This window comes from Enterococcus sp. DIV0240d, from assembly GCF_051711245.1.
Taxonomy (GTDB): Bacteria; Bacillota; Bacilli; order Lactobacillales; family Enterococcaceae; genus Enterococcus_D; species Enterococcus_D casseliflavus.
This window is the reverse complement of the sequence record NZ_JBIOMG010000001.1, coordinates 2,284,294-2,301,090: the sequence shown is the minus strand read 5'-3', so window position 1 is coordinate 2,301,090 and position 16,797 is coordinate 2,284,294. Positions and strand designations below refer to the sequence as shown.

Here is a 16,797-nt window from a genome sequence, read left to right as displayed (position 1 = left end):
CAATCCACTAGGGTTGCTGGTTTTCTTTTTCAACATGGGTAAAAGCGTCGACGATATATTCCATCAATAAGAGCAGCTTACCAAAGAAGCTAGTGTACTGGATGTTTTGGGTGTCGTAGGGACGTTCATCGGTCACTTCAAAGGAAAAGGTCGCTAGTTGATTAGCGCGATGATCACCGTTCCCGCAAAACAAAACAGTTGGTATGTGATGTTCATTGGCTAATGTCATCTTCTCCAGTACTTTTTGTGTTTCGCCAGATTTAGAGATGGTGATCAGCATACTGATGTTCTCGATGTTGTTACTAATGATCCCACCTGAGTCAGAAGCACTGACTAATAAGGTTTTGATGCCGTTGACAAGCATTTTTTTGTGGAGGTATTCTGCCACGATCCCAGAAAAACCTGTTGCATAAATCGTAATAAACTTGTCCTTGTTTCGTTCATAGATTTCTTTGATCGCGTCGATCGTATCTGCAATACTGGCAGCGTCAATTTGGTAATCGATGGCGGCTTCAGTGATCGTCTGATTTTTCAAGCGATTCTTTAAGAAGTAAAGTAGCTCTAGATAGCCAGAAAAACCTAATTTTTGCGCAAGCCGCACGATGGTTGCGGGAGAAGTGTAGATCGCTTTAGCGATTTCTCTTAAGGGCAATCCATCGATCGCAGCGGTATTTGCCAGCAAATAATCAAGGATTTGCAGCTCATTGTCAGTCAATTTTTTTCCTTTGATCAATACATTTAAGTCCATTGTTCGGCACTCCTTTGTCTTGTCTTCATCATACAATGAATAACGATAGAAAGTAAAATGGGAATCGCGTCATGCTGATATATAGGAAAAAAGATTGTGCATTTCCTAAAAAGATATTATAATTTCTTATATAGAAAATAAAGGTGGAGAAATGATGACGCAAAAACCATATGGAACCGTACTACTAAAAGCAGCAACCATTTTAGATTATCTCGCAGAAGCGCCAAGTAAACCATTGCAAGAAATTTCAGAAGCAACGAAACTGACCCCATCCACAGCTTTGAAAATATTAGAAACGCTGCAAATGATCGGCTATGTCAAACGCGACAAAGAGAAGAATTATCGCTTAGGGTCTAAGCTGATCAAGTATGCCAATCAAAACATTCAAGAGCTTGATTTAGTGGAAATCAGCTTGCCTTACTTGGAAGCATTGCAGAAAACGGCGGATGAAACGATCCACTTAGGGGTCTTGACTGCCAATGAGATTCTTTATGTCAATAAATTGGAGCCCCACAATCAAACGATCCGCATGTCTTCAAAAGTAGGGATCACAAGACCGTTGTATAGCTCTGCCATGGGGAAAGCCGTTTTAGCGGAGTTTGATGCCCCTCAAGTGGAAGAATATTTGGCAGCAACGCCTTTAACCGCTTATACAGAAAACACCATTACGAATCAGTTGAAGTTGAAGAAAGAATTGGAACAGGCAAAAGAAAACCAAGTAGCGTTTGATGATGAAGAAATGGAACAAGAAATCTATTGCATCGGCGCCTCACTGATAAAGGATCAGGAGATCGTTGGGGCGTTTTCTATCAGCCTACCGAAATACCGCTTGACCCCAGAATACAAATCGACATTGATCGATGCGATTATTGCGACAAAACAACAAATTGAACAAGCATTATAAACTTTTTAGTGGAAAGCCCTTGTAAATAAAAACGAGAACGGTATAATAAACGTGTAAGTTTCTTTATAATAAATACCATTTTCCGAATAGGAAATAAATGGAGGGTCTCAATGAAAAAAGTAGCGAATTTAATGAAACTAAAAGAAAGCGGCGTGATCGCTGTTGTACGTGGCGCTTCTAAAGAAGAAGCACTACAAGCAAGTAAAGCGATCGTTGCAGGGGGGATCACTGGCATTGAGTTGACTTTTACAGTGCCTCAAGCGGCGGATGTAATCGCTGAATTAGTAGCAACCTTCAAAGATAATCCAGAGGTAGTCGTTGGTGCGGGGACCGTTCTTGATGCAGTGACCGCTCGCTTAGCGATCATGGCAGGAGCACAATATGTGGTAAGCCCAACCTTTGATCAAGAAACAGCTGAATTATGTAATTTATATCAAATCCCGTATCTGCCTGGTTGCATGACCATTTCAGAAATGAAGGACGCCTTAAAAGCAGGCGCAGATATCATTAAACTATTCCCGGGTAGTGCGTATGGACCAAGTATCATCTCGGCCTTCAAAGCGCCATTGCCACAATTAAACATTATGCCGACCGGTGGTGTCAGCTTAGACAACATGCAAGAATGGTTTGCGGCGGGTGTCGTAGCCGTTGGTGTAGGGGGCAATTTGTTAGCGCCAGCAGCAAGTGGGGATTTTGACAAAGTAACAGAAGTAGCGAAACAATATGCGGCAAAATTAAAAGAGATTCGAGGAAAGTAAGATGGCAAACATTCTGACACTAGGAGAAATCATGTTGCGTCTATCGACAACGTTAGGCGACCGAATCGCCCATAGTTCGATGTTTGCTGCCCATTATGGCGGTGGAGAAGCCAATGTTGCGATCTCCTTAGCGAATTTTGGTCATCGCGTTTCTTTTGCTAGTAAAGTGCCTGAGAATGCTTTAGGAGATGCCGTTTTTCATCATTTACGAAGCTATGGCGTCGATTGTCGCCACGTGCTTCGTGGCGGTTCCCGACTAGGTACTTACTATATTGAAACCGGTATCGGGGAACGAGCAGCGCGAGTGGTTTATGATCGCGCAGGCTCTAGCTTTGCTCAAATGAAAGAAAATGAGTGGCAATCTGACCTTTTTGATGGGGTTGATATTGTTCACCTTTCAGGGATCACGCCCGCTCTTTCAACGACTTGGCAGACACTTTTGCTGACGTTGATCAAAGAAGCGAAAGCAGCTGGTTGTAAAATCAGTTTCGATATCAATTATCGTGGAAAGCTGTGGACGACCGCTGAAGCACGCGTCTTTTTGCAAGAAGTGCTCCCCTATGTCGATTATTGCTCGGCAGGACAGTTAGATGCCCAAGTCTTTATGGATGTATCAGCTCCAACAGAGGAAGTCGAAGATGACTACTATTATCAAGAAATGCATCGGAAATACCCAAATATCCAGCTCTTTTATTCAACTAGTCGTCAGGTGCTCTCAGCAAGTCACAATCAATTGACAGGAAGCCTATGGCACAACGGCAATTATGTCGTTTCTGCTACCCATGAGATCAATCCAATCGTTGATCGCGTCGGCGGCGGCGATGCCTTTTCAGCTGGTATCCTACATGGTCTTGTCACGAAGAAACAAGACCAAGAAATCATTGATTTTGCCACTGAAGCATCTGCTTTGAAACATACGATCCATGGCGACTGTAATCAGTTTAGCGCCAATGAGATACAAGAATTTATTGCAACAGGTTCAGGAAAAATTATCCGATAGGAGGAATAAAGCATGCAACACATGGAAACACGCTATACCCATAGTCCACTTGATATTCGTCACTATAGTACCGAGGAATTACGCAGAGAATTTTTGGTAGAGAAAATTTTCACACCAGGACAAATCATGCTGACCTATACCCACAATGATCGGATGATCTTTGGCGGAGTGACACCGACAGAAGAAGCGTTAGAAGTGCAATTAAGCAGCGAATTAGGGGTGGAATACTTCTTAGAACGTCGCGAATTAGGTGTCATCAATATTGGAGGACCTGGTGCGATCACGATCGATGGCCAAAAAGAACCAATGAAAAAACAAGACGGTTACTATATCGGCAAGGAAACCAAACAAGTCTTGTTCCACTCAGATGATCCAGCAAATCCAGCGAAATTCTATCTATCTTGCGTGCCAGCACATAAGAAATACCCAAATGTAAAAATCAGTATCGATCAAGTCACACCAATGGAGACAGGCGAGGGCTTGACATTAAATGAACGGAAAATTTATCAATACATTCACCCAAATGTTTGTGAAAGCTGTCAATTACAAATGGGGTACACGATCTTAGAACCAGGCAGTGCTTGGAATACGATGCCGAGTCATACCCATGAACGTCGGATGGAAGCATATGTGTATTTTGATTTTGCCAACGAAGACACAAAAGTGTTCCATATGATGGGCAAACCAGATGAAACGAAGCATTTAGTCGTTAGTGAAGAACAGGCAGTTATTTCTCCAAGCTGGTCGATCCATTCGGGTGTTGGAACCAGTAATTACTCCTTTATCTGGGCAATGTGTGGCGAAAATATCACCTATACCGACATGGATATGGTGGCAATGGACGACTTAAAATAAAAAGAAAGAGGGTTTATCAATTATGGATTTTTCAATGGATCAATTTCGTTTAGATGGTAAGATCGCATTAGTGACAGGCGCTGTCTATGGGATCGGTTTTACGATCGCTCGTTCACTAGCAGCAGCAGGAGCAACGATCGTTTTTAACAACTTGGATCAAGAATCAGTGGATAAAGGATTAGCAAACTATCGTGAAGCAGGGATCGAAGCCCACGGCTATGTCTGTGATGTAACGGATGAAAAAGCAGTCAACGAAATGGTCAAGCAGATCGAAGAAGAAGTTGGCGTGATCGATATCTTAGTCAATAATGCTGGGATCATCAAACGAATCCCGATGTTGGAGATGTCTGCTGAAGACTTCCGCCAAGTCGTTGACGTGGACTTGAACGCTCCATTTATCGTTTCAAAAGCAGTCTTACCGTCAATGATCAAAAAAGGACATGGAAAAATCATCAACATTTGCTCAATGATGAGTGAATTGGGAAGAGAAACGGTGGCTGGTTACGCAGCGGCTAAAGGCGGCTTGAAAATGTTGACGAAAAACATTTGTGCTGAATTTGGTTCAGCTAACATTCAATGTAATGGGATCGGACCTGGTTATATTGCAACACCGCAAACCGCACCATTACGAGAGATCCAACCAGACGGTTCTCGTCACCCATTTGATCAATTTATCGTAGCGAAAACACCTGCTGCCCGTTGGGGTGAGCCAGAAGATTTAGCAGGACCAACTGTTTTCTTAGCTTCTGAGGCATCCAACTTTGTCAATGGCCATGTCTTATATGTAGACGGCGGTATCTTGGCGTATATCGGGAAACAACCTGAATAAAACAATCAGTAGTAAGGATGGGGACGATTGCAATCGTTCCCATTTTTATGGTCCAACACCCAAGAAATGCAGGGCTTTAAAAATAAATGGGTTGAAGCAAAGGAATGGCAAACAAATCTTTTAAAAAGAATCAAAAGCAAAACGCTGTGAAGGAAAATGTTCTTCGCAGCGTTTTGCTTGAGTAGCTCTTTTTCAAATCAGGTAGCGTATTTATGTTAGGGGAAGTTCAACACGAACAATGAGTTTCAATCTAACAAAACTTGTTGTGCAAGCGGTAATGGAGCATTTGTCAAACATTTGGCAACTAATTTGGCGACGGCTGTAGCACCTTGGTCATTCAAATGCGTGTTATCCGTAATGCCGGCTGGATAATTGGGGTGCTGGTTTTTTTCTAAATGAAGAAAATAGGTTTTCGCCTGTTGTGGTTCCAGTGCTGAAAAGAACCGTTGTGTTGCGACAAAAAGATCCAGACAGACCACATCCAAGGAGGTAGCCAAAGCACGCATTGCTTCTGGGTAAGGACCGACTGCCAAAGGATCAAGTTGCTGTTGGTCCACGTAATGCAAACGAGTGATCGAGGTCAATAGGATCGGTGTCGCTTGCTGCTGGCGTGCCGTTTGCACGAAGGTTGCTAAATTATGCTGATATTCTACAGGTGTCGTACCACGACTATCTGTTTTTTGATCGTTGTGTCCAAATTGAATCAAGAGATAATCACCAGCATATAGTTCTTTTTTTGCCTGCAACAAGCGTCCTTCTTCAATGAAGCTTTTGGAGGAACGCCCATTTTTTGCTAAGTTGACGATTTGATGCTGGGGGAGATAGCGTGAGATCTTTTCACCCCAGCCCGTTTCTGGACGAGCGCTAGGCTCTTTGATCGATGCGGTGGAATCACCGACGATGACGATTTTTTCCATTGTCTTTCTCCTAAAATTTGAAGTAGTTGTTGGCGTTTTGATAACAGACATTTTCTACTAATGGTTTTAGCTGACGAAGATCAGCAGGTGCTTCACCACGTACAACGATCTCAGCAAGCCATTCACAAAAGACGCGTCGGAAATATTCATGACGGGTGTAAGACAAAAAGCTTCTTGAATCCGTCAGCATGCCGACAAAGTTAAAGATCACACTGCCGTCTGCGAATTTCGTCAATTGGTGACGCATGCCTGCGCGGGTGTCGTTATACCACCAGCCAGATCCTAACTGCAATTTATTATTGCCTTCTTGCTGGAAGCACCCCATCAAAGCGACGAGTGCATCATAGTCATTGGGATTTAAGGAGTAGAGAATCGTTTGAGGCAAATGGTCCTGCGCATCAGCAGCGTTCAATAATTTCTGCAAGCTTTGAGTCAGTGGTTGATCATTGATGCCATCGTAGCCCGTATCTGGTCCCAAGCGCTCAAACATTCGTTGATTGCAGTTACGGTACGCATGGACATGCAGTTGCATCGTCCAACCATGTTCGTGATACAGCTTCATCAGTTCAACTAGAACATTGGTTTTGAAGAACGAGACTTCGTTTTCCTCCAAAGATTCTCCAGCTAATGCTTTGGCAAAAATTGCTTCAAGGGATAACTGTTCGTCTGCAGCATACACTAAAGTATCCAGTGCATGGTCAGACAAGCGGCAGTGATGCTGGTGAAAGTAGGTTACACGGTCCCGCAAGGCTCTCAAGAAAGCATCGTAGGTAGTGATCGCGTTTTCGACACTCTTTTCGAGTTTGGTAACATAGGTAAGAAAATTCGGATGGTCGATTTGTAACGCTTTGTCAGGTCGAAAGGTCGGCAAGACCCGAAAACGTTGTTCTGTTTGGCTTAATTGGTGATGATAGTGAAGATCATCGACTGGATCATCTGTGGTGCAAACGATCTCGACGTTACTGCGAGCAATCAAAGCTCTTCGGGTAAAGTCTTTTTGCTGCAATTTTTCGTTGCATAGCCTCCACAAAGTTTCGGCGTTTTCTTCAGTAACGGGAAGATCAATCTCAAAAAATCGCTTTAATTCTAAATGGGTCCAACTGTAAAGGGGATTTCCCACCAATTTTGGCACTGTTTGACACCATGCCAAAAATTTTTCATAATCACTGGCATTGCCCGTAATCGCTTCTTCGGGTACGCCACAAGCGCGCATCAATCGCCATTTGTAATGATCACCACTTAGCCATGCCTCGGTGATAGTTTTAAACGGCCGATCCTCATAGATTTCTTTCGGGTCTAGGTGGCAGTGGTAATCAATAATCGGCAGCTCTTTGGCATAGTCATGGTATAGTGTTTGAGCAATTTCATTTGGCAATAAATAGTTTTCATTTAAAAACATGTCGGACCTCTTTTCTTTGATTATAGTGTCACGCCATTTTTAAAGATGGCGATCTCACGAACGTTGTTGGCTTCATTACGCGTCGGTTTTCCACTGGCAGTATCGATGATCGCTTGAATAAAATCTTCCAGCACGACCTCCATCGGCTCTTCCAACAAGCGACCAGCGTTGAAATCCATCCAGTGGGGTTTCTTATGATAAATCTCTTGATTTGTGGCAACTTTCATGGTCGGCACATAGGCACCAAATGGCGTGCCGCGACCAGTGGTAAATAAGACGAGTTGGCAATCGGCAGAAGCCAGTGCAGAAGCGGCAACAAGGTCGTTTCCTGGACCTTCCAGCAGGCTCAAGCCTGGCTTACGGAGTTTTTCCCCATATTTTAAGACATCGACGACAGCGGAAGTCCCAGATTTTTGGGTACAGCCTAATGACTTATCTTCTAGCGTAGTGATGCCGCCTGCCTTATTGCCAGGAGAAGGATTTTCATAGACCGGTTCACCGTATGCAAGGAAATAATCTTTAAAGTCGTTGATTAGATGGAGAATTTTTTCAAAGGTTGCTTCATCTTGTGCACGCGCCATCAAGACTTGTTCAGCGCCAAACATTTCGGGTACTTCCGTCAAGACTGTACTGCCACCTTGAGAAACTAAAAAGTCAGAAAATGCCCCCAACAAAGGGTTGGCGGTGATCCCAGAAAACCCGTCGGAACCCCCACATTTCAACCCGATCTTTAGCTCACTCAAGGGAACGGCTTCTCGTTGATCCTCTTTTGCTGCTTCCAGTAATTCTTCTAATAAGCTTTCGCCGACCGCAATTTCATCGTCGCTTTCCTGTGCCACCATAAATTTGACGCGCTTTGGATCGTAGTCACCCAGGTTTTTCTTAAACTCGGGAACGGTGTTGTTCTCACAACCTAAGCCAAAGACCAAGACGCCACCGGCATTTGGATGATGCACCGCATCAATTAAAATTTGACGGGTATTTTGATGATCTTGGCCTAACTGAGAGCAGCCGTAGGGATGTTTAAGGATCGTAATATGATCAAAAGTGCCAAGATCCGGATGATTCTTCTTGAAGTTTTCAACAATAATCTCTGCGATGCCATTGATACAACCAACTGTTGGCACGATCAGTAAATCATTACGAATTCCAACTTTGCCGTTTGCCCTACGGTACCCTTGGAACGTCGCAGCCCTTTTTGGATAACGGACGGGATGCAAATCGGGAGCATAGGTGTATGTTAAGGTACCAGAAAGGTTGGTTTTGACATTGTGGGTATGCAACCATTGGCCAGTTTTCACGTCAGCTAAGAGATGTCCAATGGGATAGCCATATTTGATCACGTCTTGTGATTGTGCTAGGTCTTTGAGGGCGATTTTGTGTCCTTGTGGAATATCCTCAAAAAGGGTGATCGTTTTGCCTTCAAATGCAAGGGTCGTTTTAGCAGCTAGTGGTTTTAATGCGACTGCGACATTGTCTTTAGGGTGCAATTTCAATAGTTGCGCGGGTGTTTCTGTTAATGTGCTGGACATAAAGATTCTCCTTTATTTCAAACTTGGCTCAGGGGTGTCAATCGACGCAAGTAACTGGCGGGGTCCGTCTTGTTTTAGACATGCGCACATTTCATTGATTGTCTCTGTAATAAAGCTCAGGTCTGCATGCCAAAGTTGCTCATTTTTTAATAGAGCTGCGATCTGTTCTTCTGCTGGTAATTGTTTCACTTGCTGAAATATGGTTGTCACTAGCTCATCATCTTGAAAGGGTCGTGTGAGATAGAAAGTCAGCAATCCTGCCAGTGCGGCAGTGATTCGTTTTGGTACCTGCTGGTTTTGTTGGACATAACGACTTAAGACTGGTTGAAGACGCGCACGGAATTTTGAGACGCTGTTTAAAGCGATCGATTGCAGCTGATGCTTCACATAAGGATTTCTGAAGCGCTCTTTGATTTGGTCCGCATAATCTGCAAGCTGTGCTTTAGGCAAATCAAGCATTGGAATCAACTCTTCCTGAAAAAGACCATCCAAAAAGGCTGCAAATTCACGGTCGTTCATTACTTCTTCAACGGTTTTTAAACCCGCTAAAAGAGCGAGGGGAACCATCGCCGTATGAGGACCATTTAATAAATGTACTTTTTGTTCACGGTAAGGAGTCATATCTTCTGTCACGATCACATTCAACCCAGCTTCTTGCAAAGGGAGCTTTTCGGCTACGCCGTTTCCTTCGATCACCCATAGCATAAAGGGTTCCGCAGTGACCATTACGGCATCCTCATAGCCAAGAACCTCTTGGTATTGTGCCACTTTGTCGCGAGGATATCCTGGAACGATCCGATCGACTAAGCTGCAGCAGAAGGTGTTTTCTTTTTCTAACCAGTTGACGAAGTCTGATTCCAAAGACCATAATGCGGCATATTGTAAGACGATCTCTTTTAGTTTTTCCCCATTCCGATCGATCAATTCACAAGGAATGATCAAAAATCCCTTTTTTCGTAATTGAAAACGACGATACAAAAGAGCGGTCAGTTTTGCGGGAAAACTTTGGGGAGGGGTATCGTGTAAGGTATCCTCTGGGTGAAACGCAATACCTGCTTCCGTCGTATTAGAAACGATAATCTCAAGTTGCTCGTCTTCGGCTAAAGCAAGATAGTCTTCCCATTGCTGATAAGGATTCAGCACTTGATCAATGGTGGAGACGACTTCAAATGTTTGAGATAAAGCGCCATCGACAAGTCCTTCTAAGATAACGGTGTAGAGATTTTCTTGTTGTACCAACAGCTCTTTCAAGCCGTGATCAATCGGCTGTACCACAACGGCACTGCCGTTAAAAAGACCGTTCTTGTTCATTTGCTGCAGCTGCCAGTTAAAAAAGCCCCGCATAAAATTGCCTTCCCCGAATTGAATCACTCGGGCTGGATAGGTTTGATGGGGTTGTTCGGTAATTTTTTTCATAGAATCCTCCTTAAAAAATAGTTATGCACACGTTAACATTTTTTGCGTAAGCGCTCTTGAAAACAAGAGGCTTACAACGATTGACGAATGATTAACGAGGTATCAAAGAAATGTTGTTTCTCAACTACTTGATTGGCAAATGCTTGCAACAGCAGGGTTGCTGCCAATTGACTCATTTCATAGACTGGTTTGCGGATCGTTGTTAATGGGGGATACGTATAGGGAGAAAAAGAACTATCATCAAAACCGATGATACCGATCTCCTCAGGGATCTTTCGTCCTGCTTGAAGACAGGCATTGATCGCACCGATCGCCATGTCATCATTGGCGCAAAAAATCACTTCAGGTGGTTCAGGTAAAGCGAGTAGTTGCTGGGCACCCAGCTGACCGCTTTCCAACGAGTAGTCGCCAGCTACGAAGTATTCTTTCGGGCAGACAAGCTGCTTTTCTTGAATCGCTTTCATAAATCCTTTGCGGCGCTCTCTAGCGGAACCAAAGGAAGCGATCCCTTCGATCATGGCGATCTTTCGAAAGCCTTGTTCAAGCACATAGGTGATCATTTGATAGACCCCTTGGGCATCATTACTAGTGACATTCATCAAGGTTGCATCCTGTAATTGACGATTCAAAACGACGATGGGAATGTTTTTCTTTGAAAGAGCAGCGATAAAGCCGTCATCACGATCGCTTTGACTCATCACGATCGCTCCATCTAGGCGATTCGGCTCTTCATCAAATGTATCGGATTGCAATAATTCATGAACCGCCAAAGTATATTCGGATGGTAGGGTATCACTGATTCCTTTGATCACTTCGACTAAAAAGCTATCGGAAGTACCAATGGATAGATGAGAAAAATAAAGACCAATGATATAGGATTTTTGATTCACCAGACTTTTGGCATTGACATTGGGCACATAGTGTAAAGATTCAGCGATGGCTGCGATCTTCTTTTTTGTTTCTGGCTTAATTAATGGGCTATCGTTTAGCGCACGAGAAACAGTTGTATGTGAAACACCAGCGACTTTGGCGATATCTTTGATCGTGACCATAGAAAACCTTCTTCCTTTTTGCTTGATTCAAGCATAGCTTGTTCCCACGAGAATGTCAATACACCAAGGATGCACACGTGAAACATTTTTCAAAATAACATAGGAACTTTTTCTGGGATGTGCTAGTATAAAAGAAGATAGTTAGGTAATGGGAGGGAGTCTATGAAATTCTTTTTAAGCTATCATCAAACGTCCAACTTGTTTTATAAAATATTTATTTTGATTTTTCTAATTGGTAGCGCTTTAATCATTGGGTTTAGTGGGGTCATTTATCATCGAACGTATCAAAACATTCAAGAAACATTTTTGCAAAGTCAACATAATTTGGTCAACCAAGTCAAAGAAAATCTGGATCAAAAAATTCAGATGGTGGAGTATGCCTTTTCTACATACAGTAGCACACAAAGCTTTTCCGATACGATGGAACAGCCGTTTTCTGTGACGAATTATCGACAAGTACGAGAGATCAATTCACAACTGGCTTACATTGGTGTGATGGGGATCGAAAACGCCAGTTACCAATTGGTGAATTTGAACCAGCATTGGAAAATCGAAGAAGGCTCCTTAAAACAGATCGATGATACTGAATTCGCTGCTTTTCAAGCGTTGATCGACAACCAACGCTACTTGTATTGGTTGCCAGAAGATGGCTATTTAAAAATGGTGATGACGCTGCCTGTGTTTCGACAGGAAACCACTGCTTTGGGGATCGCTGAAATCCAAGACCATACCATTGCGCAGTTGGTGGCAGATCATGACGATTCCTTTTTGAATATTTTTCATGCAGACGGACAACTGCTTTTCGATAATGGTGAAGTGATCGATTCTGCCTTACAAGAAACAATGATTGCAGCTGCCCACGGCGATGGCATCTTCACTGACAAAGAAAACAATAAGTATGTGGTCACACAATCGGATTACAATCAGTGGTATCATGTGATCCGCCTGGCGCCTGCTAGCGTTTCACAAGCAATCCGTGAATTAAGAAGCGGTTTGATCGTGATTGGCAGTCTTTTGATCATCCTCTTTTTATTAGTATCCTATCGCATTGCGATCGTGGCTACCTCACCCATCAATCGGATCGGTGAGCTTTTAAAGCCCAAAAAACAAGGTCAGAAATTAGAAGTCAATCAGTTGATTTCCGATATCGACCAGGTCTTACATCAAAACCACGATCTCGCCGTCAAAGTCGAGCATCAAAAGCCCGAATTAGAATCCTTGTTTCTATTAAACTTGTTTCGCGGCTGTATCTCAGAAGAAGATATTCACTTAAAACTGTCACAATTTGGGTATGAAGTATCCAAAACAGAACACTTTGCCGTATTACTGATTCAAATCGATGATTTGTGTGGACGAGAAACAGCGACTATTGATATTTTCTTGCTTGCCATCGAGAATCTCGTTTCTGAGATCATTCCAGAAAATTTGCGTTTTCAACCAATCATCTCCAGTCAAGAAACCCAAGGAACGATTTTAAAGCTTCCTGAATCAGTTGACCAAAAACAAGTATTGACCTATTGTCAAAAGATCCATCAAGCGGCAAAAGATTACTTGAAAATCAAAATAAGTTGTGGGGTCTCACAATCCTACGACCGCCTCGTAGAAACCAAATTAGCGGTTGATAACGCCAAAGAAGCCTTGCACTATCGAATGAATTTAGGGGAAGAAGTCATTATCTTTTTTGACGACATTGCAGCACAATTAGACAATAATGCGATCGTTCAATACCCTAGAGAAGCAGAAAGCACCTTTTTGGATGCGATGCGTAGTGGGGAACTAGCGACCATCAAAGCGAGTTACACGGAAGTCGTACGGGAAATCATTCATGAAAACAAAAATCCGTTGACGATTGAAAGTGCCTTGTTTAAGTTGATCAACAGTATCGTTCAGCTAGGGCAACTCTTAGGAGCGGATCATACCAGCTTGCAGAATAGTCGTAAAGTTTATCAATCCGTGCTCAACCAAACCAGTTTGTTCAAAGTTGAGCAAATCATCTATCATGAGTTAGTTTTACCTATCGTTGAAACGACACAAGCCAAAACAGATCTAGAAATTCGCTCCTTGTCTGAAAAGATGGTCTTGATCGTACACCAACAATACAATCAAGATCTCTCTTTAGATAGCATTGCTGAACAGCTGCATTATAATGCCAATTACTTAAGTAATGTGTTTAAAAAGGAATTATCCATCAATTTTGCCGATTACTTACAAAACTATCGGTTACAAATCGCCAAAAAATGGTTGCGGGAAACGGATATGACGATCAAGGAAATCGCAGCCAACCTTCAATATACCAACTCTCAAAACTTCATCCGCTTTTTCAAAAAGAAAGAACAGATGACCCCTGGAGAGTATCGCAAACGATCCAGAGACTAAAAGAAAAAAAGCGCTTTTTGATCGTTGATCAAAAGCGCTTTTTTCTTTGCTGCCTGTTGGTTACCCTTTGACGGAACCAACCATTGCACCTTTCACGAAATACTTCTGGACAAATGGATAGGCGATCAACATTGGCAGAGTCGCAACGACGATCACGGCCATTTTTACGGATTGTGCTGGGGGGACAACATCGACACTAGCGGCATCAGCGTTCATCCCGCTGGAGACGATCACGATTTGTCGAAGGAGCACTTGGATCGGCCATTTCGCTGAATCATTGATGTACAAGATCGCTGATTGATAAGTATTCCAATAACTAACAGCGTAGAACAAAGAGATCGTCGCAATCGATGGTAAGGAAAGGGGTAAGATGATACGGAAAAAGACGCCCCAATCAGAGCAACCATCCATTTTTGCGGATTCCTCTAAACTATCAGGAATCCCTTGGAAAAAGTTTCTCATAATGATCATATTATATGCACTGATGGCGCTCGGTAAGATCAATGCCCAGAGAGAATCGATCAAGCCGAGGCTTTGTACCAAAATAAAACTTGGGATCATCCCACCGCTAAACAACATGGTAAATACGACAATAAAGTTGAAGATGCCGCGTCCATGCAAATATTTTCTCGAAAGAGCATAGGCCATAAAAGAGGTCAAGATCATTGAAAGAACCGTTCCGACGATGGTCACGAAAAGGGAAACACCAATACTCGTAAAGATCGTGGGTGTCGAGAGAATATACCGGTAAGCATTTAAGCTAAATTCACGTGGGATAATGATAAATGTTCGTGTCGCGATCTCAGAAGAAGAAGCAAAGGAGCTTCCGAGAATGTTTAGAAAAGGTAAGAGACACGTTAAGGTGAAGAGTAGTAGAAAGCCAATAATAAATCCTTGAACGACCCGTTCACTTTTCGGGCGGTTCGTTTTTTTCAGGGTTTGTTGCATAGAAAAAACCTCCATCTTTTTTTACTTAAATAGGTACTTCCAACGTATCATGAGGCGGGGACAACGTATATAATCACTTTTACATGTTAAAAAATTCACAATAGTGATAAACGTTGATAAATCAAGGGTTTTCCAATTCGATTGAGAAATAATCCTAAAAAATGTATGCCTTTTCAAAGCTGAGAAAATGATTATATACGTTATCTTTTTTTCACGCTACCATGGGACTATCAAATCAAAAAAATTCGGAGGAACAAGTATGGAAACAAAAGTTGATAATTACTTCTCACCACTTAATGAAGAAGAACAGCGGCTGCGGCTGAAAAAGAAAAAATGGGCGCAAATCAGAAAAAATCGTGCCCTCTATATTATGGTATTGCCGGGGATTTTATATTTTCTTATTTTCCGTTACATACCGATGGGCGGTTTGGTCATCGCTTTTCAAGACTACCAACCATTCTTGGGGATCCTAGGAAGCCCCTTTGTTGGCTTCACTCATTTTATTCGGCTCTTTACTGAAGATACCTTCGTGATGTTGATGCGCAATACACTGATCATGTTTTTCTTAAATATCACGATTTCTTTCCCTTTTCCTATATTATTGGCACTTATGCTAAATGAAGTAAACAATCGCCGTTTGAAAAAAGGGATTCAAACCATCATTTATTTGCCTCATTTTATGTCGTGGGTCATCGTTGTTTCCATCTTCTATGTTTTATTAACGACAGAAGGTGGTGTAATCAATAACATGATCGAAAGTCTTGGTGGCGAACGTATCCCGTTTCTAACAAGCCGCACGTGGTTGCGTCCAATGTACATTTTCCAAGATCTTTGGAAAGGTGCCGGTTGGGGGACGATCGTCTATCTAGCCGCTATTACCAATGTTGATGAACAGCTTTATGAAGCTGCGGATATGGATGGGGCTGGCAAGCTACGAAAAATGTGGCATATCACATTGCCTTGTATTCGTCCAACGATCGTAACCTTATTGATTTTAAAGATCGGTTCGATCTTAGATATGGGCTTTGAGCATATGTTCTTGTTGATGAACTCAATGAACCGTGAAGTTGCCCAAATCTTTGATACCTTTGTCTATACCGCCGGGATTCAAAATGGTCAATTGAGTTACTCGACAGCTGTTGGGCTGTTTAAAGGACTTGTTGGCTTGATCCTCGTTATCTTTGCGAATCGTTTGGCGAAAAAAATTGGCGAAGACGGGATTTATTAAGAAAGAAGGGATCACATGACGATCGAAAAGATCACGAAAATCAACGAAGGATTACTCGCATTTTTGACGCTGATCGCACTTCACTTTCTTTGGCTCAGTGTGACTCTCCTGGGAGGGGTCCTCTTTGGCATTGGCCCTGCGTCGTATGCCATGATGAAATATTATGATCGCTGGCTTCGTCTTCATGAACGACCACCTTTGATCAAAAGTTTTTTCTACTATAGTAAAGAACGGTTCCGACAATCGGTGCTGATCAGTTGGTTGTTTCTGATCATTGCAGCGATCGTGATCACCAACATATTTGCGCCATTTCCATGGTTTATCCAAGTAGCGAATGTCCTCTTTTTGATTGCGTTTCTCTTTTTATTCATGCACGTGTATACCGTCATGGCAGCCACCAACTTTGTGACCGTGTTTGAGATCCTGCGGGGGAGTGCGTTGTTAGGTTTAGGCTATCTGCATTATTCGATCATAAGTTGGACGATTTTGATCGTTGGCTATTTAGTCCTGGGCAGTTATTTCTTGATCGGCCTCTTTTTGATGGGTAGCAGCTTAGTTGGTGGTGTTTTTGCCATTGCTGGTAAAAAAATTCTTCAAGATATCCACCCAATTGAAACAGATCAGGTGGTTTCAAAAACGGCATCGACTACGGAGCAAACCGTTGCCAGCAAAGGAGATGAGGTCATTATCTAAAGAAAACGGCTCAAAGACTTTTACTGGTCCGCAAACAAAAAGGTCACTAGAGAACACCTGAAAATAGCAAGACAAGCTGAACCCTCATGAAATACAGCCGGTAAAACGGATTCATTCAAATAGCTCTATGAATTGAGGAGAC

Annotated in this window: 15 protein-coding genes; 8 read left to right on the top strand and 7 right to left on the bottom strand. The window is 42.7% G+C overall.

What is annotated here, in order from left to right; all coding sequences use genetic code 11:
• Positions 1–7: 7 nt before the first annotated feature.
• Entirely contained in the window at positions 8–748 is a 741-nt protein-coding gene (locus IGJ25_RS10880) for a MurR/RpiR family transcriptional regulator (protein WP_074932736.1), read from the bottom strand.
• A 151-nt stretch (positions 749–899) separates the two neighbouring features.
• Between IGJ25_RS10880 and IGJ25_RS10875 the strand changes: the two genes are divergently transcribed.
• From IGJ25_RS10875 to IGJ25_RS10855, 5 genes are all read left to right on the top strand, one after another.
• On the top strand, positions 900–1,652 hold the full coding sequence (locus tag IGJ25_RS10875; RefSeq protein ID WP_026008086.1) for an IclR family transcriptional regulator: 753 nt from the start codon (positions 900–902) through the stop codon (positions 1,650–1,652).
• Positions 1,653–1,762: 110 nt separating this feature from the next.
• Positions 1,763–2,410 (top strand): bifunctional 4-hydroxy-2-oxoglutarate aldolase/2-dehydro-3-deoxy-phosphogluconate aldolase, encoded by a 648-nt coding sequence (locus IGJ25_RS10870; protein ID WP_005229908.1) that lies wholly within the window; start codon positions 1,763–1,765, stop codon positions 2,408–2,410.
• Between the two features lies 1 nt (position 2,411).
• A complete protein-coding gene (locus IGJ25_RS10865; protein WP_225001072.1) occupies positions 2,412–3,410 on the top strand; it encodes a sugar kinase in 999 nt (332 codons plus the stop codon).
• Between the two features lie 12 nt (positions 3,411–3,422).
• The gene (gene kduI / locus IGJ25_RS10860; protein ID WP_005229915.1) at positions 3,423–4,265 is read left to right on the top strand and encodes a 5-dehydro-4-deoxy-D-glucuronate isomerase; all 843 of its coding nucleotides are present in this window, start codon (positions 3,423–3,425) and stop codon (positions 4,263–4,265) included.
• A gap of 22 nt (positions 4,266–4,287) precedes the next feature.
• Positions 4,288–5,094, top strand: coding sequence for a gluconate 5-dehydrogenase (locus IGJ25_RS10855; RefSeq protein WP_005229917.1), 807 nt, complete (start codon positions 4,288–4,290; stop codon positions 5,092–5,094).
• Positions 5,095–5,339: 245 nt separating this feature from the next.
• Here IGJ25_RS10855 and IGJ25_RS10850 read toward each other — a convergent pair whose 3' ends face one another.
• From IGJ25_RS10850 to IGJ25_RS10830, 5 genes are all read right to left on the bottom strand, one after another.
• Positions 5,340–6,011: a rhamnogalacturonan acetylesterase gene (locus IGJ25_RS10850; RefSeq protein WP_060792117.1), complete on the bottom strand. Its 672-nt coding sequence runs from the start codon at positions 6,009–6,011 to the stop codon at positions 5,340–5,342.
• Between the two features lie 10 nt (positions 6,012–6,021).
• Positions 6,022–7,410 carry a glucuronate isomerase gene (uxaC, locus tag IGJ25_RS10845; protein ID WP_086295511.1) on the bottom strand — a complete coding sequence of 463 codons (1,389 nt, stop codon included), beginning with the start codon at positions 7,408–7,410 and terminating at the stop codon, positions 6,022–6,024.
• Positions 7,411–7,430: 20 nt separating this feature from the next.
• Positions 7,431–8,942, bottom strand: coding sequence for a UxaA family hydrolase (locus IGJ25_RS10840; protein WP_016610984.1), 1,512 nt, complete (start codon positions 8,940–8,942; stop codon positions 7,431–7,433).
• A 12-nt stretch (positions 8,943–8,954) separates the two neighbouring features.
• Positions 8,955–10,358: a tagaturonate reductase gene (locus tag IGJ25_RS10835; RefSeq protein ID WP_225001073.1), complete on the bottom strand. Its 1,404-nt coding sequence runs from the start codon at positions 10,356–10,358 to the stop codon at positions 8,955–8,957.
• A 71-nt stretch (positions 10,359–10,429) separates the two neighbouring features.
• Positions 10,430–11,410: a LacI family DNA-binding transcriptional regulator gene (locus tag IGJ25_RS10830; RefSeq protein WP_225001074.1), complete on the bottom strand. Its 981-nt coding sequence runs from the start codon at positions 11,408–11,410 to the stop codon at positions 10,430–10,432.
• Between the two features lie 162 nt (positions 11,411–11,572).
• Here IGJ25_RS10830 and IGJ25_RS10825 point away from each other — a divergent pair, with 162 nt between their 5' ends.
• Complete coding sequence (locus IGJ25_RS10825; protein WP_438779318.1) at positions 11,573–13,786, top strand: AraC family transcriptional regulator; 2,214 nt, start codon at positions 11,573–11,575, stop codon at positions 13,784–13,786.
• A gap of 60 nt (positions 13,787–13,846) precedes the next feature.
• On the opposite strand, the gene IGJ25_RS10820 is transcribed toward IGJ25_RS10825, so the two are convergent.
• Entirely contained in the window at positions 13,847–14,734 is an 888-nt protein-coding gene (locus IGJ25_RS10820; RefSeq protein WP_015509917.1) for a carbohydrate ABC transporter permease, read from the bottom strand.
• 259 nt (positions 14,735–14,993) lie between these two features.
• Here IGJ25_RS10820 and IGJ25_RS10815 point away from each other — a divergent pair, with 259 nt between their 5' ends.
• Complete coding sequence (locus tag IGJ25_RS10815; protein ID WP_005229934.1) at positions 14,994–15,962, top strand: ABC transporter permease; 969 nt, start codon at positions 14,994–14,996, stop codon at positions 15,960–15,962.
• Between the two features lie 15 nt (positions 15,963–15,977).
• The gene (locus IGJ25_RS10810; protein WP_118215161.1) at positions 15,978–16,655 is read left to right on the top strand and encodes a YesL family protein; all 678 of its coding nucleotides are present in this window, start codon (positions 15,978–15,980) and stop codon (positions 16,653–16,655) included.
• The last annotated feature ends 142 nt before the right edge of the window (positions 16,656–16,797 follow it).